19 protein-coding genes are annotated in these 22,517 nt (G+C 38.5%); 18 read left to right on the forward strand and 1 reads right to left on the reverse strand.

Features of this window, described 5'->3' with window-relative positions; all coding sequences use genetic code 11:
* Positions 1–43 precede the first annotated feature (43 nt).
* The 15 genes from C7B89_RS21420 (at position 44) to rlmD (ending at position 17,357) form a co-directional block, all read left to right on the forward strand.
* Positions 44–1,099, forward strand: coding sequence for a DUF3048 domain-containing protein (locus C7B89_RS21420; RefSeq protein ID WP_054548981.1), 1,056 nt, complete (start codon positions 44–46; stop codon positions 1,097–1,099).
* A 15-nt stretch (positions 1,100–1,114) separates the two neighbouring features.
* Positions 1,115–1,435 carry a YerC/YecD family TrpR-related protein gene (locus C7B89_RS21425; protein WP_004225717.1) on the forward strand — a complete coding sequence of 107 codons (321 nt, stop codon included), beginning with the start codon at positions 1,115–1,117 and terminating at the stop codon, positions 1,433–1,435.
* A gap of 111 nt (positions 1,436–1,546) precedes the next feature.
* The gene (gene pcrB, locus C7B89_RS21430; protein WP_054548982.1) at positions 1,547–2,236 is read left to right on the forward strand and encodes a heptaprenylglyceryl phosphate synthase; all 690 of its coding nucleotides are present in this window, start codon (positions 1,547–1,549) and stop codon (positions 2,234–2,236) included.
* Positions 2,237–2,268: 32 nt separating this feature from the next.
* Positions 2,269–4,521: a DNA helicase PcrA gene (pcrA, locus tag C7B89_RS21435; protein ID WP_054548983.1), complete on the forward strand. Its 2,253-nt coding sequence runs from the start codon at positions 2,269–2,271 to the stop codon at positions 4,519–4,521.
* A gap of 14 nt (positions 4,522–4,535) precedes the next feature.
* Positions 4,536–6,539 (forward strand): NAD-dependent DNA ligase LigA, encoded by a 2,004-nt coding sequence (gene ligA / locus C7B89_RS21440; protein ID WP_054548984.1) that lies wholly within the window; start codon positions 4,536–4,538, stop codon positions 6,537–6,539.
* Between the two features lie 121 nt (positions 6,540–6,660).
* Positions 6,661–7,800 (forward strand): CamS family sex pheromone protein, encoded by a 1,140-nt coding sequence (locus tag C7B89_RS21445; RefSeq protein WP_054548985.1) that lies wholly within the window; start codon positions 6,661–6,663, stop codon positions 7,798–7,800.
* Positions 7,801–8,033: 233 nt separating this feature from the next.
* Positions 8,034–8,321, forward strand: a complete 288-nt coding sequence (gene gatC, locus C7B89_RS21450) for an Asp-tRNA(Asn)/Glu-tRNA(Gln) amidotransferase subunit GatC (protein ID WP_004225708.1) — start codon at positions 8,034–8,036, stop codon at positions 8,319–8,321.
* A 24-nt stretch (positions 8,322–8,345) separates the two neighbouring features.
* On the forward strand, positions 8,346–9,809 hold the full coding sequence (gene gatA / locus C7B89_RS21455) for an Asp-tRNA(Asn)/Glu-tRNA(Gln) amidotransferase subunit GatA (RefSeq protein ID WP_004225706.1): 1,464 nt from the start codon (positions 8,346–8,348) through the stop codon (positions 9,807–9,809).
* A 1-nt stretch (position 9,810) separates the two neighbouring features.
* Positions 9,811–11,238, forward strand: coding sequence for an Asp-tRNA(Asn)/Glu-tRNA(Gln) amidotransferase subunit GatB (gene gatB, locus C7B89_RS21460; protein WP_048394874.1), 1,428 nt, complete (start codon positions 9,811–9,813; stop codon positions 11,236–11,238).
* Positions 11,239–11,395: 157 nt separating this feature from the next.
* Entirely contained in the window at positions 11,396–11,959 is a 564-nt protein-coding gene (locus tag C7B89_RS21465; RefSeq protein ID WP_054548986.1) for a thioredoxin family protein, read from the forward strand.
* 72 nt (positions 11,960–12,031) lie between these two features.
* Positions 12,032–12,946, forward strand: a complete 915-nt coding sequence (locus tag C7B89_RS21470; RefSeq protein ID WP_004225701.1) for a diacylglycerol kinase — start codon at positions 12,032–12,034, stop codon at positions 12,944–12,946.
* A gap of 429 nt (positions 12,947–13,375) precedes the next feature.
* The gene (locus C7B89_RS21475) at positions 13,376–14,722 is read left to right on the forward strand and encodes a cytochrome ubiquinol oxidase subunit I (RefSeq protein WP_054548987.1); all 1,347 of its coding nucleotides are present in this window, start codon (positions 13,376–13,378) and stop codon (positions 14,720–14,722) included.
* A complete protein-coding gene (locus C7B89_RS21480; protein WP_004225693.1) occupies positions 14,719–15,744 on the forward strand; it encodes a cytochrome d ubiquinol oxidase subunit II in 1,026 nt (341 codons plus the stop codon). The genes C7B89_RS21475 and C7B89_RS21480 overlap by 4 nt, the downstream gene beginning before the upstream one ends.
* 13 nt (positions 15,745–15,757) lie before the next feature.
* Positions 15,758–15,880, forward strand: a complete 123-nt coding sequence (gene cydS / locus C7B89_RS23490) for a cytochrome bd oxidase small subunit CydS family protein (protein WP_004225690.1) — start codon at positions 15,758–15,760, stop codon at positions 15,878–15,880.
* A 109-nt stretch (positions 15,881–15,989) separates the two neighbouring features.
* Positions 15,990–17,357 carry a 23S rRNA (uracil(1939)-C(5))-methyltransferase RlmD gene (gene rlmD / locus C7B89_RS21485; protein WP_066038233.1) on the forward strand — a complete coding sequence of 456 codons (1,368 nt, stop codon included), beginning with the start codon at positions 15,990–15,992 and terminating at the stop codon, positions 17,355–17,357.
* A gap of 221 nt (positions 17,358–17,578) precedes the next feature.
* On the opposite strand, the gene C7B89_RS21490 is transcribed toward rlmD, so the two are convergent.
* Positions 17,579–18,304 carry a FadR/GntR family transcriptional regulator gene (locus tag C7B89_RS21490; protein WP_066038209.1) on the reverse strand — a complete coding sequence of 242 codons (726 nt, stop codon included), beginning with the start codon at positions 18,302–18,304 and terminating at the stop codon, positions 17,579–17,581.
* A 225-nt stretch (positions 18,305–18,529) separates the two neighbouring features.
* Between C7B89_RS21490 and C7B89_RS21495 the strand changes: the two genes are divergently transcribed.
* From C7B89_RS21495 to C7B89_RS21505, 3 genes are all read left to right on the forward strand, one after another.
* Positions 18,530–19,915, forward strand: coding sequence for an FAD-binding oxidoreductase (locus tag C7B89_RS21495; RefSeq protein ID WP_048394866.1), 1,386 nt, complete (start codon positions 18,530–18,532; stop codon positions 19,913–19,915).
* 11 nt (positions 19,916–19,926) lie between these two features.
* On the forward strand, positions 19,927–20,910 hold the full coding sequence (locus tag C7B89_RS21500) for a bile acid:sodium symporter family protein (RefSeq protein ID WP_048394864.1): 984 nt from the start codon (positions 19,927–19,929) through the stop codon (positions 20,908–20,910).
* A 307-nt stretch (positions 20,911–21,217) separates the two neighbouring features.
* Positions 21,218–22,186 carry a tRNA dihydrouridine synthase gene (locus C7B89_RS21505; RefSeq protein ID WP_066038210.1) on the forward strand — a complete coding sequence of 323 codons (969 nt, stop codon included), beginning with the start codon at positions 21,218–21,220 and terminating at the stop codon, positions 22,184–22,186.
* The last annotated feature ends 331 nt before the right edge of the window (positions 22,187–22,517 follow it).

Here is a 22,517-nt window from a genome sequence, read left to right on the forward strand (position 1 = left end):
AACAATTACAAATATTGTAATTGTTCAAAGGAGAGATATGCTTGTGTTCAAATCGAAAAAATTATGGATTGCTTTTGCATTTAGTGCTTTGGTAATCGGGGGATGTTCAAAGGATACACCAAAAGTCAAAGAGGATGATGAACCAATTGTAGAGGAAGAAGCAGTAGTGGAGGAGCCTGTGCAACAACCAGCATTTGTTGCACCACTTACTGGGGAGGCTGTACAAGAAGAAATTACACAGCGACCAATTATCGTAACCATTAATAATCATCCAGCGGCACGTCCACAATCAGGCTTAGCTGCGGCGGATATCACTTATGAAATGCTTGCAGAAGGTAATGTGACACGCTTTTTAGCAGTATACCAAAGTGAACTGCCTGAAAATATTGGGCCAGTTCGTAGTGCACGCTCTTATTTTATCGATATGGCCAAGGGATTTGATGCCTTTTATGTAGCACATGGCTATAGTCCTGAGGCGAAAACAATGCTTGATCATCGTATCGTCGACAATATCAACGGTATGGCTTATGATGGTATTCTGTTTAAACGTTCTAACGACCGCGTTGCGCCACACAATTCCTATATTACATCAGAAAACATTCTAAAAGGTGCTGAAATGGTAGGCGCTTCAATGAATTACAGTGAAAAAGTACTTCAGGCTTTTTATGAACCAGATGAACGTGGTAAAATAGGTATTGAAACAAGTCAAGTTGACATTTATTACGGAAATAATGAAGATTTCCATAACGCGTATGTGTATAATCATCAAACGAATCACTATGAACGACAATCGGCTAGCGTGGACACAAAAGATATGTTAACAGGCGAAACAGTGTCATTAGCAAATGTTCTATTTTTCGAAATGGATCACCAAACAATTGATGATATTGGTCGCCAAGCAATTGATTTAACGTCTGGTGGAAATGCGTATGTATTTCAAAATGGCTATTTGAGGGAAGTCAAATGGGCTAATGTTAATGGAATACCAATGGCTGTAGAGCAAACAGGGGATCCTGTAAAGCTTGTACCAGGAAAGTCGTGGGTTCATTTCGTACCATCTTCGCCAGGGTTACAAGCAATGGTGAAAACGCAGCCTTAAAGGGAGGAAAATTGTATGCAAATCGAAAAAATTCGGGGGCATCAAACAGATCAATTATTTAAAGCAGTGTTAGAGTTGAAGGACATCGAGGAATGCTATAAGTTTTTTGATGATTTATGTACGATTAGTGAAATTCAATCGTTGGCACAACGCTTTGAGGTTGCACATTTATTACGATTAAAGAAAACCTACGAATCCATTAAAAAGGAAACAGGGGCAAGTACTGCAACTATTTCGCGCGTGCGTCGCTGCTTCGATTATGGGAATGATACATATGATGAAATGTTAGGTCGTTTGTATCCAGATGAAAAACCATTCCAAGCACCAAAAGAATAGTCAGAAAAAAGGCTGAGTAGAAGTTCTACTCGGTCTTTTTCATTTTTTTGTCGTGTATCATAAGCTATACTTGTAAACGAATAGATAGAAAATGATAGGTGGTAAACATAGATGGATTATTTAGAATGGAGACATGTGTTCAAGCTAGATCCAGCGAAGGACATTTCCGATGAAGCATTAGAAAAAATTTGCGAGTCTGGGACAGATGTTATTTTGGTCGGGGGAACAGATAATGTAACGTTGGATGGGGTATTAGATTTACTTGTTCGAGTGCGTCGTTTTGAGGTGCCGATAGCACTTGAAATTTCTACGATCGATGCGGTAACACCAGGTTACGACTATTATTTCATCCCAACGGTATTAAATAGTGATGATCCAAAATGGATTAAAAATTTACATCATGAGGCTATTAAAGAATACGGCGATATTATGGTATGGGATGAATTAGTAGCGGAAGGATATTGTATTTTAAATCCTGATTGTAAAGTAGCCCATGTAACGGGTGCGAAAACAGATTTAACGATTGATGACGTGGTAGCTTATGCACGCATGGCAGAGAATTTCTTTAAACTGCCTGTTTTTTATTTAGAGTACAGTGGAATGTATGGCAATCTAGAGGTAGTTAGTGCTGTGAAAAACGAACTGAAGCATACCAAACTCTTTTACGGTGGTGGCATAACATCTGTAAAGCAAGCAGAGGAAATGGCACGCGTTGCAGATACGGTAGTAGTTGGAAATATTATTTACGAAGATTTAAAAGCTGCACTTGCGACTGTTAAGGCTGTTAAAAATACGTTATAATTTTAGAACAAATGTTTGTAAGGCGGTGCGAAATGGAACAGTTAACAAAAAATTTACTAGCAGGCATGAATCCTGAACAAGAAAGAGCAGTTAAAACAACTGAAGGACCATTACTCATTATGGCAGGCGCTGGGTCAGGAAAAACACGAGTTTTAACACATCGTATTGCTTACCTAGTTATCGAAAAGGAAGTATATCCTTCTAAAATTTTAGCGATTACATTTACAAATAAAGCAGCACGAGAAATGCGTGAACGTATTGATGGCATTCTTGGTAATGGTACGGGCGATAGTATGTGGGTTTCTACTTTCCACTCTATGTGTGTAAGAATTTTACGTCGTAATATCGATCAACTAGGCATTTCTCGTAATTTCTCTATTTTAGATTCTACGGATCAGCTTTCAGTCATCAAAAATGTGATGAAGGAAGAAAATATTGATCCAAAACGTTTTGAGCCACGAGCAATTTTAAATGCTATTAGTGCAGCAAAAAACGAGTGTATAGCAGCGGATGATTACGCAGGCCAAATGAATGATAAGAATCCTTATGAACAAACAGTTGCACGTGTCTATAAAGGCTATGAGAAAAGATTACGCCGCAACCAATCCCTTGATTTTGATGATTTGATTATGACGACGATTACGTTGTTTAAACGTGTACCTGAAGTGCTTGAATATTATCAAAATAAATTTCAATATATTCATGTCGATGAATATCAAGATACCAATAAATCTCAGTATTTACTTGTACAATTACTAGCAAAGAAATTTAAAAATATTTGTGTTGTAGGTGATTCCGATCAGTCTATCTATCGTTGGCGTGGTGCAGATATTGGGAATATCCTATCCTTCGAAAAGGATTATCCAACTGCAAAGGTGATTATGCTAGAGCAAAATTATCGTTCAACTAAACGCATCCTACAGGCAGCCAATGACGTCATTCAAAATAATACAACACGTTACCCAAAAGAATTACGCACAGAAAATTCAGAAGGTGAAAAGATTGCACTATATAAAGCTTATAACGAGCAGGAGGAAGCGCAATTTGTTGTACAAACGATTCAACAGTTAATTGAAAAAGAAAATCGTTCATTTGATGACTTTGCTATTTTATATCGTACAAACGCTCAATCTCGTGTAATGGAGGAAGTACTTGTTAAGTCCAATATGGCCTATCAAATAGTAGGCGGAACAAAGTTCTATGATCGAAAAGAGATAAAGGACTTACTAGCATATTTACGACTTATTGCTAATAATGATGATGATTTATCACTAGCACGTATTATTAATGAGCCAAAGCGCAGTATTGGTGCAACTTCCTTTGAAAAAATGGCACGTTATGCGATAGATCAGGATCGTTCGATTTTTGACGCGATGAATGATCTTGTTTTCATGGGATTATCAGGGAAAGCAGCAAATTCGGCTGAGCAATTTTATGCCATGATTAAAGGCTTTACACAAATGCAGGAATATCTATCTGTCACTGAAATTGTGGAGCAAGTTATTGATAAATCGGGTTATCGAGCAATGTTACAAAACGAAAAAACAATTGAAGCAGAAAGCCGTTTAGAAAATATTGAAGAGTTTTTATCTGTCACAAAGGCTTTTGAAGAGCGCAGTGATGATAAAAGCTTAATTGCCTTTTTAACAGATTTAGCCCTTATAGCTGATATTGATGCACTTGACAAAGAGGATGCATCTAAAGGCAATATTATTTTAATGACGATGCATGCAGCTAAAGGCTTAGAGTTCCCAGTTGTCTTTATTATCGGTATGGAGGAAAACATCTTCCCACATTCACGCTCACTAGACGATCAAGAAGAAATGGAAGAGGAACGCCGCCTTATGTACGTAGGTGTGACCCGTGCTGAGGAACGTCTATATTTAACATGTGCCCAAAGCCGAACGATTTTTGGTCGTTCAAGCTTTAATAATGCATCCCGATTTTTAGGTGAAATTTCTCAAGATATTACAGAGTCAATTTCTAAGGCAGGGACAACATCAACAGTACCATTTGCTACTAACAATCGTTCAATCGGTGGCCATCAAAAGCGTACGCTGGGTGCTATTCAGCAAACACAACCTGCCACAGCACGTTTACAAGCAACGGGGGGAGATCAATTTGGATGGAAAGCTGGAGATAAGGCGATTCATAAAAAATGGGGAACAGGTATGGTTGTTAGTGTAAAAGGTGAAGGTGATAGTACAGAGCTTGATATCGCATTCCCACAACCAATTGGTATAAAGCGATTACTTGCTCAATTTGCACCGATTGAAAAAGCGTAAGCGGAGGAACGTAAATGAACGAAATAGAACAGCGTATAGCGGAGTTAAATAAATTACTGCATGAATATGGTTATGCCTATTATGTGTTAGATAAACCTGTCGTAGCAGATAGTGTCTATGACCAGCTATTACAGGAACTGATTGCATTAGAAGAAGCGAACCCATCCCTTATTTACCCCGATTCTCCTACGCAGCGTGTTGGTGGAGCAGTGGTAGAGGGTTTTAAAAAAGTGACGCATGATTACCCAATGCTTAGTCTTTCAAATGCTTTTCATGAAGCGGATTTACGAGAATTCGATCGTAAAGTGCGTCAGGCTATCGGAGATCAATTTTCATATGTATGTGAGCTGAAAATAGATGGTTTAGCTATTTCATTAAAATATGAAAATGGCATGTTTGTACAAGGGGCTACAAGAGGAGATGGTGTGGTAGGAGAAGATATTACCGCCAATTTAAAGACAATCCGTGCGATTCCCCTTCGTTTAAAGGAACCCATTACGATTGAAGTACGTGGTGAGGCGTATATGCCAAAAAAATCCTTTGAAAACTTAAATGCCCAACGTGCTAACAATGGTGAGGAGTTGTTTGCTAATCCACGGAATGCTGCTGCTGGCTCATTACGTCAGTTAGACCCTAAAATTGCGGCCAGTCGCCAATTATCAACGTTTATCTATGCCATTGGCGGAGACGGTGAAGTATATGGTATCGACGGTCATGCAGAAATGCTTGATTATTTAGAAGGCTTAGGCTTCCCTTCCAATAAAGAACGCCAACGATGCTCTACTATTGAAGAGGTAATGGCCTTTATAGAACATTGGACAGAAAACCGTCCAAAATTAGCTTACGAGATTGACGGAATTGTTATTAAAGTTGACCGTTATGCTCAGCAAGATGAACTAGGTTATACAGCAAAGAGTCCACGCTGGGCGATTGCCTATAAATTTCCCGCAGAGGAAGTTGTTACAACGTTACTTGATATTGATTTAACAGTAGGTCGTACAGGTGTTGTTACTCCTACAGCGATTTTAACCCCCGTACAAGTAGCGGGAACGACGGTTCAACGTGCTTCTTTACACAATGAAGATTTAATTCGAGATAAGGATATTCGTCTTGGAGATACAGTTATTATTCGAAAAGCTGGTGACATTATTCCTCAAGTTGTGGGTGTGCTAATAGAACAACGTCCTGAGGATTCAGTCCCTTTTGTCATGCCAAAAAATTGCCCTGTTTGTGATAGTGAATTGATTCGGATTGAAGGCGAAGTTGCCCTGCGCTGTGTAAATCCTGCGTGCTTTGCGCAAATTGCAGAAAGCATAAAATATTTTGTTTCTCGAAACGCGATGAATATTGACGGTCTTGGGGATAAAGTAGTGGAGCAATTATTACGTGCAGATTTAATACATGATGTTTCTGACCTGTATCATTTAACGGTAGAGCAGCTTGTGGAATTGGAGCGTATGGGCGAAAAATCAGCAACTAATTTAGTAAATGCCATTCAAGCATCGAAGGAAAATTCGATGGAGCGTTTATTAATTGGACTAGGAATTCGTCATGTTGGTGAAAAAGCAGCTAAAATCGTATCAGAGGAATTTGGTTCAATGGAAGCAGTGATGGCTGCAACAGAGGAGCAGCTTGTGGCAATTTATGAAATTGGAGATAAAATGGCTTCATCGTTAGTGGAGTATTTCTCAAATGAAGATGCACGAGCAGTCATTAAGCGTCTTGCTGAAGCAGGCGTGAATATGACATACAAAGGTAAAAAAGTAGAAGTAGCGATAGGTGATAGTCCTTTTGCAGGTAAAACAATTGTCTTAACTGGTAAACTTGAGCAATTGACACGCAACGAAGCAAAAGCGAAAATAGAAGAGTTAGGTGGTACAGTCACGGGTAGTGTCAGCAAAAAAACAGATCTAGTGATCGCAGGTGCGGATGCAGGCTCTAAACTAACAAAGGCTGAGCAATTGGGTATCGAAGTTTGGACTGAAGATAACTTAATTGAACAACTTAACCTCATTTAATAAGTGCATGATATCCTCCCTTTTATGAATAGGAGGCAATGTTGAGTGCACAACCGTTACAACAAGGCGTCGAGTAGATTCGTCGACCTAAAATTGACTATTAGTAAAGGAGCACTAAATAATGAAGTCTTTTCGACTCATTCCAGCAATCGTAGCTGCTGCAATGCTAGTCGGCTGTGTGCCTTCTGACAAGAAGGAGACAGAGCTTACACAGGAAACGCAACAGAAAGAAAAAGCTGAAACAACAATTATCCCAAGCATACAAATTGATGAATCTTATTATAAGACGCTTATCCCTTATAAAGAGAGTGCAAGTAGAGGTCTAGTGGTATCTAACATTTATACGAAATATGATATGAAGGAAGTTGAATCAGGTTTAATGCGTTTATCTCAAAACGAGTTCGACACAGAAAACTACTACTTCCAAGAAGGTCAATATTTAGCTGAAAGTACAGTAAGCTCTTGGCTTGCTCGTAGTTCACAAACAGAGGATGGATTAAATCCACCGACAACAGACACAATGACACCTGAGGAGCGAGCAACAAAGGCTCCAGTTTATTTATCCCATATTGTAGAGCAAAACTACTTAACAAAAACGAAGGATAATAAAGTGAAACTAGGCGGGATTTCAATCGGTCTTGCCTTAAATTCTATCTATTACTATCAAAAAGAACAGTATGGCGAATATTACGAGGAACCAATTTCAGAGTCTACTCTTATTGAGCAGGGCAAAAAAATGGCTACTGAAATCGTTTCTCGTTTACGTTCACGTGAAGAGTTAAAGGATGTACCGATTGTAGTCGGTCTGTTTAAGCAGCAAGCCCGTAATCAAATTATTCCAGGGACATACTTTAGCTATGGTGTAGCAAAAGCTGGGCAGAACAGCATCGCTGATTGGGAAGGTATAGATGAAAATTACGTCTTGTTCCCAACAGATGATTCACAAGATGTATACCGAGATGTCAACAATAACTTCAAGAACTTCAAGCAAGATGTTGATAAATATTTTTCTAACTATACAAGTGTGATCGGAACTGGTTTCTATCGTAATAAACAAATACAAAACCTTTCGATTGAAATCCCAATCCAATTTTTCGGCAAAGCAGAGATAATAGGATTTACGCAATATTTAACAGGGATTTTAATCAATCAATTTGATAATATTCATGTGGAAGTGAGTGTTACTTCAGTGAATGGTCCTGAGGCATTAATCATCAAAAAGGCCAATGACAAGGACCCTTACGTGCATGTCTATGATTAATATAGTCAGCCTTTGTGCTGACTATATTTTTTATGGTAATGGATTGAAATAGAGGAACACAACAGGATGATAGAGACAACACTTTGTTATAGTAGTGAAAGTTTCTATATTTTTAGTGAAAGTTGTGATTTTTAAAATGAAAAATGTTATGATTATTGGCATGGTTAACTTTATTCAACCCTATTGTTATCAATAAAAACAATGAATTGAACAAGTATTCGGAGGTGTGAAAAATGGCTAAATTAACAAAAGAAGAAGTAAAGCACGTGGCAAATTTAGCACGTCTTGCAATTACAGAAGAAGAAGCAGAGAAATTTGCTGAACAGCTTGGTAAAATTACAGACTTTGCGGAGCAGTTAAATGAACTGGATACAACAAATGTTGAACCAACAACGCACGTTTTACCATTAGTGAATGTAATGCGTGAAGACGTAGCAGTAAAAGGTTTAGACCGCGAAGTAATGATGTTAAACGTAAAAGAACAAGAAGATGGTCAAGTAAAAGTACCAGCTATCATGTAATACTAAAACATAGGAGGATTCCTCATGACGCTATTTGAACGTTCAGCTAAGGAGTTACAAGCAGAAATTAAAGCGGGTAACTTATCAATCGCTGACTTAACGAAAGAAGCATACGAGCGTATTGCAAAGCTTGATGGCGATGTACAAGCATTCCTTGCTTCAAACGAAGAAAAAGCAACTGCTCAAGCTGCTGAAATGGATAAAGTACCATTTGAAAAGCGTGGACCATTATTCGGTCTACCGATCGGTGTGAAAGACAACATCGTAACAGAAGGCTTAGAAACAACATGTGCCTCTAAAATTCTAGAAGGCTTTATGCCAATCTATGATGCAACTGTTGTCAACAAGCTACGTGAAGCTGGCATGATTACAGTTGGTAAATTAAACATGGACGAATTTGCAATGGGTTCTTCAAACGAAAACTCATACTATAAAACAACAAAAAATCCATGGAACTTAAACCACGTACCAGGAGGTTCTTCAGGTGCATCTGCAGCAGCTGTAGCAGCTGGTGAAGTACCATTCTCTCTTGGATCAGATACAGGTGGTTCAATCCGTCAACCTGCAGCTTACTGTGGTGTTGTAGGGATGAAACCTACATATGGTCGTGTATCTCGTTTTGGTCTAGTTGCATTCGCATCTTCTCTAGATCAAATTGGACCAATTACACGCAATGTTGAAGATAATGCGCTATTACTAGAAGCTATCGCTGGATTAGATCCAAATGATTCGACTTCTGCGAATGTTGAGGTGCCAAATTACGCTGCAGCTCTTACTGGTGATGTTAAGGGCTTACGTATCGCTGTGCCAAAAGAATTCCTTGGTGAAGGAGTTGGTGAAGCAGCTCGTCAATCAGTGCTTGCGGCATTAGAGGTATTAAAAGGCTTAGGTGCTACTGTAGAAGAGGTATCACTTCCTCACTCGAAATATGCACTAGCTGCGTACTATATCCTTTCTTCATCTGAAGCGTCTTCTAACTTATCTCGTTTCGATGGTATCCGCTATGGTTTCCGTGCAGAAAACGTTACAAATTTAATGGACCTTTATAAAGAAACACGTGCACAAGGCTTTGGTGATGAAGTAAAACGACGTATCATGCTAGGTACTTATTCACTAAGTGCAGGTACGTATGATGCGTACTACAAAAAAGCACAACAAGCACGTACATTGATCAAAGCAGACTACGATAAAGTATTTGAAGACTTTGATGTTATCATTGGACCAACAGCTCCAACACCAGCATTCAAGATTGGTGAAAATGTTGATGATCCAATGACAATGTATGCAAACGATATTTTAACAATCCCGATGAACTTAGCAGGTGTACCAGCGATTTCAATTCCTTGTGGCTTTGAAAACGGCCTACCATTAGGTTTACAAATAATTGGTAAATATTTCGATGAAGCAACTATTTACCGTGTGGCTCATGCTTTTGAACAAGCAACTGAGTTCCATAAAGAAGTTCCTCAAATGTGGGAGGGAAAATAACATGAACTTTGAAACAGTCATTGGTTTAGAAGTACACGTTGAGTTGAAGACTAACTCAAAAATCTTCTCACCAGCACCAGCTCACTTTGGTGCTGAACCAAATACAAATACAACAGTAATCGATTTAGGCTATCCTGGGGTCCTACCAGTCCTGAACAAAAATGTAGTAGATTTCGCTATGCGTGCAGCACTTGCACTCAATATGGAAATCGAACAAGAAACAAAGTTTGACCGTAAAAACTACTTCTATCCAGATAATCCGAAAGCTTATCAAATTTCACAATTCGATAAACCAATCGGTAAAAATGGTTGGATTGATATTGAAGTAGACGGCTATACAAAACGTATCGGTATCACACGTCTTCATATGGAAGAAGATGCTGGTAAACTTTCACATGCTGGTGACCATTCACTAGTTGACTTTAACCGTCAAGGAACACCGCTTGTTGAAATCGTTTCTGAGCCAGATATTCGTACACCAAACGAAGCATATGCATATCTCGAAAAATTAAAATCGATTATTCAATATACTGACGTATCTGATTGTAAGATGGAAGAAGGCTCATTACGTTGTGATGCCAATATTTCTATTCGCCCTTATGGTCAAGAAGAATTTGGTACAAAAACAGAGCTTAAAAACCTGAACTCCTTCAACTATGTTCGTCGTGGTTTAGAGCATGAAGAATTACGTCAAGCAGATGTATTATTATCTGGTGGCGTGATTGAGCAAGAAACACGTCGTTTTGATGAAAAAACAGGTAAAACAATTTTAATGCGTGTTAAAGAGGGAACAGACGATTACCGTTACTTCCCAGAGCCAGACTTAGTTCGTCTTTCAATTGATGATGCATGGTTAGAGCGTGTGAAATCTGAAATTCCTGAGCTTCCAGATGCTCGTAAAAAACGCTATGTTGAAGAACTAGGCTTAACACCTTATGATGCTGGAGTTCTTGTTATCTCTAAAGAGATCTCAGACTTCTTTGAGGCAATGGTAGCAAATGGGGCAGATGCTAAGCTTTCTGCTAACTGGTTAATGGGAGATGTTTCTGCTTATTTAAACGCAGAGCAAAAAGATCTAAAAGATACTGCATTAACACCAGAAAACCTTGCTGAAATGGTGAAATTAATCACAGACGGTACAATTTCTTCTAAGATCGGTAAAAAAGTATTTGCTGAATTGGTAGAAAATGGCGGATCTGCACAAGATATTGTGAAAGCAAAAGGCTTAGTGCAAATTTCTGATGAAGGTGCATTACTAGCAATCGTAACAGAAGTTTTAGATAACAATGCTCAATCTATCGAGGACTTCAAAAATGGTAAAGACCGTGCGATTGGCTTCTTAGTTGGTCAAATTATGAAGGCAACAAAAGGTCAAGCTAACCCACCAATGGTTAATAAATTATTACAACAAGAAATTGCCAAACGATAATACTCGTTGTAGCATAATAGCCGAGAGAGCTTCATTGCTCCCTCGGCTATTAATTTTCAAAAATGTAACAAATTTGCATTTTGCGAAACTTAATAGTTGTTTAAAAAGAGTATTCATAGCAAAATATAGAATAGACAGTAATAAGGGGGACGAGCCAATGAAAACAGAACAACAGTATTTTAATGAAGCTATATCAATACAGCAATATATGGAGAACATGACGACGTTAAAAGAAGAAAGCTTTCGTATTTATGATGGCTTTGAAGTACCAACAAACGATGATTTTATTGAGTTATTAAAAGAAAAACAACCTAAAATTTTAACGATTACAGAGGATTGGTGCGGAGACGCAATGTTAAATAATCCAATTATTCGCCGTATTGCTGAAGCGGCAGGATTAGATATGCGTACCGTTTTCCGTGATGCTGATACAGAACTAATTGATCGTTATTTAACAAACGGTGGTCGTGCAATTCCAATTTATCTCTTATTAGATGATGCTGGAGAAGTGATTGGAAAATGGGGACCACGCGCACCAGAATTACAAGAGTTCGTCGTAACGAAACGAGCAAGCTTACCAGATAAAGAAGATCCAACATTTGAAGAGGCACAAAAGGCTCTTTATGCAGAAATTCGTGAAGAAAATATCTCCAATCAAACATATTGGACATTTGTTTATGAGGACTTTAAGAAGCAAGTAACAGAAGCATTACAAAAATAACAAGAGTATTGCAACATTTCAACGTACAAATCGTTGAATGAAGTAGAATCTTATGAAGCAGGAAGGTATGTTATGAAACGAGCAAGAATCATTTATAATCCTACATCTGGACGCGAAGTGTTTAAGAAACATCTACCAGAGGTGTTGGAAAAACTAGAGGTAGCAGGCTATGAGACATCCTGTCACGCAACAACATGTGAAGGCGATGCAACGCTTGCAGCAAAAAATGCGGTAGAACGCGGTTTTGATATCATCATCGCAGTTGGTGGAGATGGCACATTAAATGAAGTTGTTTCAGGTGTAAGTCCATTTGAAAACCGTCCGAAAGTTGGTCTAATTCCAATGGGCACTACAAATGATTTTGCCCGTGCCGTGCATATCCCTCGAAATATTGAAGAGGCAGTAGACATTATTATTCAAGGCGACACATTGCCAGTGGATGTTGGTCTCTTAAATGGCGAACGCTATTTCATCAATATTGCTGCTGGCGGACGTATTACAGAGCTAACATACGAAGTACCAAGCAAAATGAAAACAATGCTTGGTCAGTTAGCCTATTATGTAAAGGCAGTTGAGATGATTCCATCCATCAAAGCCTCACATATGCGCATTGAATATGATGGCGAAGTATTTGATGGCGACGCTATGATGTTCCTATGTGGGTTAACGAATTCAGTAGGCGGCTTTGAAAAACTAGCTCCTGATGCAAGCATTAATGATGGTTACTTTACTTTAATAGTGCTAAAGAAGGTAAGTCTTCCTGAATTTATTCAACTAGCTGCCATGGCACTAAGAGGCGAACATTTAAATGATGATCGTGTCATCTACAAAAAAGCTAGCGTTGTCAAAGTTACTACAGAAAATGAGGTCCACCTTAACCTCGATGGCGAATATGGCGGAGACGCTCCTGCTACATTTGAAAACCTAAAGCGTCACATCGAAATCTTTGTTCCACTCGCAGATATTCGAGAGGAAGACCGTATTTAATGAACCCGAAAAGCTCATCCGATTTTATTGTGGATGAGCTTTATTTTGTATTTTTTTGATTGCTTGAAGTGCTCTCAAAGAAGGAGAGGCCGCTCCAAATTAAAATTCCATCATTAGAATAAAACTGGCTAAATCCCATAAACTAAGCTTTAGAAGTAAGAATGTGAATGAAATTAGAAAAATGTTTGGCAAATGTGCGTATATTACTTGAACAAAATTTGAAACCTTAATAATAGACTGAAGTTTCGGTCCGTTATTAAGGTTTTTTTCGTTGGAATAGTGGAAAATGGGGGTATGGATAAGGGAAAGGAAGTGTTGCCTTTGTATAAGTCACAAGAAAAGAAGCTTATATGGCTAAGCTTTGGTGTTGCAATCATTATGCTACTTTCTATTCTTGGAAGAATATTTGGAAGTTAAGGGGGCAATGAGATGATTAATGAATCAGCGGTCTATTGGAGCCGAGCATTAACGGAGTTAACATTATCGTTCCATATTATTTATGCAACAATTGGTGTGGGTGTCCCGTTAATGATTATGATTGCTCAATGGACTGGGTATAAAAAGAATGATGAACATTATATCTTAATGGCAAGACGTTGGGCCCGTGGTTTTGTCATTACTGTAGCAGTCGGTGTGGTAACTGGAACCGCAATCGGCTTACAACTATCATTATTATGGCCTAATTTTATGCAACTCGCTGGTCAAACAATTGCGTTACCACTTTTTATGGAAACGTTTGCATTTTTCTTTGAGGCGATTTTCTTGGGCATCTATTTATATACTTGGGATCGCTTTGATAGTCAGAAAAAGCATATGCTTCTGTTAATCCCTGTTGCTGTCGGAGCATCGATGTCGGCAGTCTTTATCACAATCGTTAATGCTTTTATGAACGCACCAAGAGGATTTGATATCGTAGACGGAGAACTTGTTAATATTCAACCTTTTCTTGCAATGTTTAACCCCGCCATGCCAACGAAGGTTGCACATGTACTTGTGACAGCGTACATGACATCGGCATTTGTGCTAGCAGCTATTGCAGGATTTAGAATGTTAAAAGGCTCGAAGCATGTATACCATAAAAAATCACTACTTTTACTAATGAAAATTGGCTTGATTTTCTCCATAGCAGCCGCTGTGATTGGAGATTTTTCAGGAAAATACTTAGCCGAATATCAACCCGAAAAACTAGCAGCAGCAGAATGGCATTTTGAAACAGAAGGTAAGGCGTCTCTTGTATTATTTGGTGTCTTAGATGGAGAAGAAGTTAAATATGCTATCAAAATTCCGTATGCTTTAAGCATTCTTGCACATTTTAATCCTAATGCAGAGGTAATCGGCTTAGATCAATTTGAGGAAGAGGATCTACCACCACTCTATATTCACTATCTCTTTGATATCATGGTTTCCATTGGTATGTTTATGATGCTAGTTTCATTACTTTATGTTGTAGGGAAAGCACGGTGCTGGCAGTTTATTCATTCACGATGGTATAGATGGATTATCGTAGCGGGAGGACCACTATCAATTATCGCTATTGAAGCAGGTTGGTGGCTTGCCGAAGTTGGACGTCAACCATGGATACTTTATGGACTAATGCGTACACCTGAGGGAGCTACGACGAGCGACCATGTGGATTTAATGCTGCTTTTATTCGCAGGAGTCTATGCAGTATTAGCAGTGGGAAGTATTGTCGTATTGGTAAGAATGTTTAAAAAGAACCCAATCGAACGCGAGATTGAAGATCGCCACTCTGAAAAAGGCGGTGACATCCTATGACGTTAGAGATTTTAGGTATTTCAGTATTATGGATATTCCTATTTGGCTATGTCATAGTCGCATCAATCGATTTTGGTGCTGGCTTCTTTAATGCATACAGCCTACTTATTGGAAAAAATCATATTTTAACAAATATTATTAAACGTTATTTATCGCCTGTTTGGGAAGTTACCAATGTCTTTTTAGTATTCTTCTTTGTAGGAATCGTAGGTTTTTTCCCGCAAACCGCTTTTTATTACGGAACGATTTTACTTGTGCCCGTTAGTATTTCGCTTGTACTATTGGCAATTCGAGGCTCCTACTATGCCTTTGAATCGTATGGTACACGAGGCCATATCGGATATACACTGACATATGGTGTAGCAGGTTTATTAATTCCCGCTTCTTTATCCGTTGTCTTTGCCATTGCTGGTGGAGGCTATGTTGATGTAATTGATGGGCAGCCTGTGCTGAACTACTGGACTTTATATACAAGTCCATTTGCTTGGAGCATTGTGGTACTAAGTATCGCTGCGGTATTGTATATTTCAGCCGTATTTTTAACATGGTACGCGCATAAAGCAAATGATAGCGAAGCAACGAAACTAATGAGAAAATATGCTCTTGTGTGGGCAGCACCGCTAATGATTAGTGCGCTTGGCATTATGTATGAAATGAAATCCATCAACCCAGAGAGCTACAGTCATATGGTAAATTTATGGTGGATGTTTGCGATTTCAGCTGTCTTATTTATTGTCACAGTCGTACTCATTGCCATGCGTAAAAAGTACGGACTTGCAGTTGGGCTCCTGATTGCTCAATTTGCCGTAGCCTTCTTTGCTTATGGAATTGCTCAATATCCATATCTACTGTATCCGTATTTAACCATTTACGATAGCTTTACAAGCACACAAATGGCGATCGCTTTAGTTATCGCATTTATTTTAGGACTGTGTCTTCTTCTTCCTTCACTTTATTTATTGATGAAACTATTCTTATTCAATAAAAAATATGTGACAGGAAAAGAAGACAATCACGCATAGGAGGAAAGCACATATGCAAAGTTTTTTAATTTTTTATGCACCTTTTATTGTCGTCATTCTTGGGATCTTGTGTGCATTTTGGTGGGCACCAAGGGATTATCATATTACAAAAGAGCAGGAAAAGAGTCGCGAATAGCGACTCTTTTTTCAAGTTAATTAGCAGAGACGCGCAACAGCCAAGTCTTGTTCTTTTTTCATTCGCCAACACATGCTACAATAAGGAGATTGAAATGGAGGATGTACGAATGTCAGCACCCGTGAAAAAAAATGAACGACTTTCAGTTTATATAGAAGATCTAACGCATGATGGCAATGGTGTCGCAAAGGTTGAAGGTTATCCACTATTCATACAAGGCGCACTGCCAAACGAAACGGCCGAAATCCATGTGTTAAAAACATTAAAAAACTATGGCTTTGCAAAGGTAATAGATATTATCAAGCCATCTCCAGACCGTGTTGAAGCTCCATGTGATTACTTCAAGCAGTGTGGCGGCTGTCAATTACAGCATTTATCCTATGAGGGGCAGCTAAAATGGAAAGAAAATATGGTGCGCAATGTGATGCAGCGGATTGGTAAAATTCATGCACCTGTTCACCCAGTAAAAGGTATGAAAGAACCTTGGCACTACCGTAATAAAGCACAAATTCCTTTCTCTGAAAATGAAGCAGGACAAGCGATTGCCGGCTTTTATAAAACAAAAACGCATAGCATTGTGGATATGGATCGCTGTTTAATTCAAACAGGAGAAGCAGATGCTATTCTTGCAGGCTTGAAAAAGGAATTAGCAACGTTAGGTGTTCGCTCTTACAATGAGCATACACATGAAGGCATGTTGCGTCATGTCGTTATCCGTAAAGCACGAGCAACAGGAGAAGTCATGGTTGTCCTTGTAACGAAAAAGAAAAAGTTACCACAAAAAGAGGCAGCTATTGCAGTAATCCAAAAGCTAGTGCCAAACGTTACATCAATTATGCAAAATGTGAATAGTGAGAAAACCAATGTTATTTTTGGTGATGACACAATCAACCTTTGGGGTAAAGACGTTATTATTGATACTATCGGTAATGTACGTTTTGAAATCTCTGCTCGTTCTTTCTATCAAGTCAACCCAGAGCAAACAGAGGTCCTCTACAAGCAAGCACTAGATTATGCTGACTTACAGGGAGATGAACGTGTCATTGATGCGTATTGTGGAATTGGTACGATTTCTTTATTCCTTGCTCAAAAAGCAAAGACTGTCATGGGCGTGGAAATTGTCCCACAAGCGATTGAAGATGCCAAACGCAACGCAGTGCTTAATGGTTTTACAAATACTTATTTTGAGGCAGGCCCAGCAGAGGAAGTTATCCCAAGATGGTATAAAGAAGGCAAGGAAGCAGACGTACTAGTAGTTGATCCACCGCGCAAAGGCTGCGATGAAGCACTGCTAACTACTATTCTAGAGCAACGACCAAAACGAGTGGTCTACGTATCCTGTAACCCAGCCACACTAGCACGCGATCTTCGCATTTTAGAGGATGGCGGCTATCAAACGCAGGAAATCCAGCCAGTGGATATGTTCCCGCACTCCACACATTGTGAAGCCGTGGCATGGCTTAAGTTAAATGTGTAACACATTACTAAACTCATCTATACAATATAAAAATTACCGTTTTAGGACGGAATTTAGTTAAAATCAATAAAAACTCGGATTCGATCAAATACGAATCCGAGTTTTTTTCGATGTAATTTCTTCCATCTGTAACATTCACTAATTGAGCCAATTCCCACTGACAAAAACCATTCAGAACATCCCATCACTTATAAACTATATATAATTGTGTATCTCTAGTTTTAATTGTTTTTTTCTCCAATATGACTTAAAAGAGACTCTGTTAATTCTCGTCTTATTTGCGTGATATGGTTTTCCATGAGTTGCTTAGCTTGGTTCGCATCTCCAGAGGCGATGGCTAAGTAAATTTTTTTATGTTCATCGATAGTCTCTTGCGTTCGTTCTGGATCTTCCAAGCGTTGTCTGCGGGTAGCTCGGATTGTGTCTTGCATATGCTCACTAAGGGTTTGGAACAGTTGTAAAAATATAGAGTTATGTGAAGCGAGTACAATATTATGATGGAAACTTAGGTCTGCTTGAATTCCTAATTCTACATCATTTTTACCTTGATCCATCATGTCTAATGCTTGGCTAATTCGCTCTAAGTCTACAGAAGTAGCTCGTCGTGAAGCTAAAAAGGCACACTCTACTTCAAGTGCTTGGCGAAGCTCCAACATTTCATAAATTAATTTTTTTTCAGTATTAATAATTGTAGAGGAGAGTTCTTCACCTAAAGTATGGGACTCTGCTGTTTTAATAAAGCTACCACTGCCTTGTTTAATTTCAATAAATCCCTTTATTTCAAGCTTTCGAAGTGCCTCTCTTACCGATGTTCGACTGACATTAAAACGACTCGCTAATTCTCTTTCTGTCGGGAGTTTATCCCCAGGCTGTAATTCACCATTTAAAAAATATTCCTTTATTTGATCAACAATTACTTGATACGCTTTTTTCTTTGGTTGAGGCATTACCTATCTCACCACCTTAAATACATAGTACTATAAACGCTTTAATCATACAGAAATACAGCATGTTTATCAATTTACGAAAAAAAATAATAGTTGATATTTTCTGAATATTTAGTACAATGTAAAAAGGTTGGACCAATTTTAAGAATATAGAAAATTGGTATGACATATAAAATTAATAATTAAACCATCCAAATACTATGAGAGCAAAAGGGGAAGGAAAAAATGATTACTACAAATGAAGAATTAGTGATGGCCCTACGAAGTGTTCTTCCAGAAATTGAAGTGACAATCAATCAAACGATTTTAGAACAGCATAGCAGTGATGAATCCTATCATAGTGCCTGTCTACCCGATATTGTGGTATTTCCGACAAAGACAGAAGAAGTGAGTAAGATAATGAACATAGCAAATCAATACAAAGTACCAATAGTGCCATTTGGAAGAGGAACAAGCTTAGAAGGACATGTGATTCCTTATAATCATGGGATAACAATTGATTTTTCACTCATGAACAGAATAGTAGAAGTTAGAGAGAAGGACTTTCTTGTGAAAGTTCAACCAGGGGTGACACGTTCTCAATTGAATAAAGAGTTGAAGAAATATGGATTATTTTTCTCCGTAGACCCAGGAGCAGATGCGACAATTGGAGGAATGGCCGCAACAAATGCTAGTGGGACAACATCTGTTAAATATGGTACTATGCGCGATCAAGTTCGAGATTTAGAGGTTGTTCTGTCAGATGGAACAGTGATTCATACAGGGAATTTAGCAGAGAAATCTTCATCGGGCTATCATTTAAACGGTCTATTTGTTGGGTCAGAGGGAACACTTGGTTGTTTTACTGAGTTGACGTTAAGAGTTTATGGTATTCCTGAATGTGTCATGGCTGCTAGAGCGTCCTTCGAAACAGTGAATGATGCTGTGGAAGGAGTTGTGAGTATTCTACAAGCGGCAATTCCCATTGCAAGAGTTGAACTTGTAGATGAACCTTCAATGAAACAAGTGAACTTGTATAGTCAAACAGCTTATGAAGAACAACCAACCTTATTTTTGGAATTTGAGGGAAATGAGGCTGGCTTAAGGCAGGATGTAGAATTTATGAAAGAGATTGTAGCGGCTCATAATTGCAAAAATATTGAATTTGAGATGGATAATGCAGCCCGAAATCAACTATGGGAAGCTCGCCATAATTTAGCTTACGCCTATGTCCATGGACATCCAGGAAAAAAACTAATGGTAACCGATGTTTGCTTACCGATATCCGAGTTAGCAGGTGCTATTGAACATGCAAGAGAAGCACTTGATATGTTAGCGCTTACAGGTGGGGTTGTTGGACATGTTGGTGATGGAAATTTCCATGTACTATTAATGATTGATATGAATGATCCAAAGGAAATAAAGAAAGCTGATGAATTAAATGAGTTGATTGTGATGTATGCACTGGAACGAGGAGGAACTTGCACAGGAGAACATGGTGTGGGCATTGGTAAGCAGAAATATCAAGAGAAAGAACACGGTAAAGCACTTCTAGTGATGGAAAAGATTAAACAAGCACTTGACCCTGACACACTTTTCAATCCGAATAAAATATTGAAAATAAAAATATAGGGAGTGGAAATATGAAAATTTTAGAAGCGATTAGTACGATTGCTGGAAAATACTTTGCTATATGGGTTATTTGTATTGCTGTTATTGCCTTTATAGCTCCAGAACCCTTTTTAATATTTGGCGGGTATATCACGATTTTGCTAGGCATTGTTATGTTTGGCATGGGTCTGACGTTAAAAGCAGTTGATTTTAAATTGGTTATCACGAATCCAGTACCAGTCATTATTGGTGTATGTGCTCAATATGTTATCATGCCACTTTCCGCTTTTTTAATTGCTTATATAATGAACTTGCCAGCAGAATTAGCTGCAGGGCTAGTCCTTCTTGGATCTGTACCTGGTGGAACTGCTTCAAACGTCATGGTGTATTTAGCTAAAGGAAATGTACCTTTGTCCATCACAATGACATCCTTTTCGACATTATTAGCTCCAATTGCCACACCAATCATCCTATTATTACTTGCAGGTAAATGGATGCCAGTTGATCCAATAGCAATGTTTACTTCAATTATTCAAGTAATTATTATCCCTATTATCCTAGGGATTATTATCAGAAGAGTTGTTCCTCAAATCGTAGAAAAAAGTATTAATGTGATTCCTCTTATTTCAGTAGTTGCTATTATGATTATTGTATCTGCTGTTGTTGCTGGTAATGTCGATACCATCGCTTCGGCAGGCTCCATTATTTTTGCAGCTGTAGTGCTTCATAACGCATTCGGATTGTTATTTGGTTATATAACAGCCCGTGTATTAGGCCTTGATGAAAGCAATCGAAGAGCTATTTCAATTGAAGTTGGAATGCAGAACTCTGGTCTGGGTGTAGCGTTAGCCACTGCCCACTTCGGTCCCTTAGCGGCCCTACCTAGTGTACTTGGGGCTGTTTGGCATAATATTTCTGGTCCGATTCTCGCTACCTATTGGTCGAAAAAACCAGAGAAACCAGAGGTACAGTATAATAAACAGATGCAAGAAGATAACGGCAGAACTCAAATATAGAAAGTAAATATTTGAGTTCCACCCGATAGTATTGCAGTCATATTATCTATTTTGTTTAAATCCACCTCACAAATGGATCCATTCGAAAAAATATAGAAATGAAAATTAGGTATAATAAAAGTAGATGAGGTAGAAATAATCTATACCATCTACTTTTTTGTTTGTTAAAATACCATTTAGGACTGATTTTCGTTAAAATAAACATTGTTGATTTTTACATTAGCTCTTGATAAATAATGCTTCTACCTCTATTAGGTAATGAGGTAAATATATCAATATGTCCATAGTGAGAGGATTTGGAATTAACATGATAGATAATTTTTGGCGCGATTTACCACGGCCTTTTTTCGTGCTTGCACCGATGGAAGATGTAACGGATGTTGTTTTTCGTCACGTTGTAAGTGAAGCAGGTCGACCAGATGTGTTTTTTACTGAGTTTACAAATTCGGATAGCTACTGTCATCCAGAGGGAAAGAAAAGTGTGCACGGTCGTTTGCTCTTTACAGAAGATGAGCAGCCAATGGTGGCACATATTTGGGGAGATAATCCCGAATATTTCCGTGAAATGAGTATTGGGATGGCAGAGCTAGGTTTTAAAGGCATTGATATTAACATGGGCTGCCCTGTACCGAATGTAGCATCAAGAGGGAAGGGGAGTGGCCTTATTCTCCGACCAGATGTGGCCGCAGAATTAATTCAAGCAGCAAAAGCGGGCGGACTGCCTGTTAGCGTGAAAACACGGCTTGGCTACAAGGATGTAAATGAGTGGGAGGATTGGCTAACGCATATATTAAAGCAGGATATTGCGAACCTTTCGATTCATCTACGAACAAGAAAGGAAATGAGCCTAGTAGATGCGCATTGGGAGCTTATTCCGGAAATCAAAAAACTTCGTGACCGTATTGCACCTAATACGCTACTGACGATCAATGGAGATATTCCTGACCGTCAAACGGGACTCCAACTAGCTGAACAATACGGGATTGATGGCGTGATGATTGGACGAGGTATTTTTAAAAATCCTTTTGCTTTTGAAAAAGAGCCAAAAGAGCATAGCAGTAAAGAGTATCTTAATCTTTTAAGACTGCAGCTCGATCTTCAAGATCAATACGCGGAAGAACTACCACGTTCCATCACAGGACTTCATCGCTTCTTCAAAATTTATGTCAAAGGATTCAGAGGAGCTGGTGAATTAAGAAGTCAATTGATGAACACAAAATCAACGGATGAAGTGCGTGTATTGCTAGACAACTTTGAATCAAACGATATTGATTGACAATGAAATGATGAAACCACCAATAAAGTCAAGTAAATAACAGTAGAAATAGGAGCAAAGTTTTGAGGATGAGATTTCCCTTTCTTTGCTCCTTTCAATTTATCGCTATTGATGTTTTAGCTTCAGATGCTAGGGGGAGGGTTCTTGTTTTTATGTTCTTCTGTTTAAATGTAGTTTTTATCTAGTAATATGAATCCTCACAATTGATTTATCCTTATTTTTACAAATTCCTTTTAGTGGTATTAATATATATTGAAACTAAATGGTTAAAATAGTCGTATAAGGTATTATAGATTAGAGGAGGTCGGAAAATAAAGTGTACCCTTTATAA

The sequence above is a fragment of the Lysinibacillus capsici genome, from assembly GCF_003367505.1.
GTDB classification, from domain to species: domain Bacteria; phylum Bacillota; class Bacilli; order Bacillales_A; family Planococcaceae; genus Lysinibacillus; species Lysinibacillus capsici.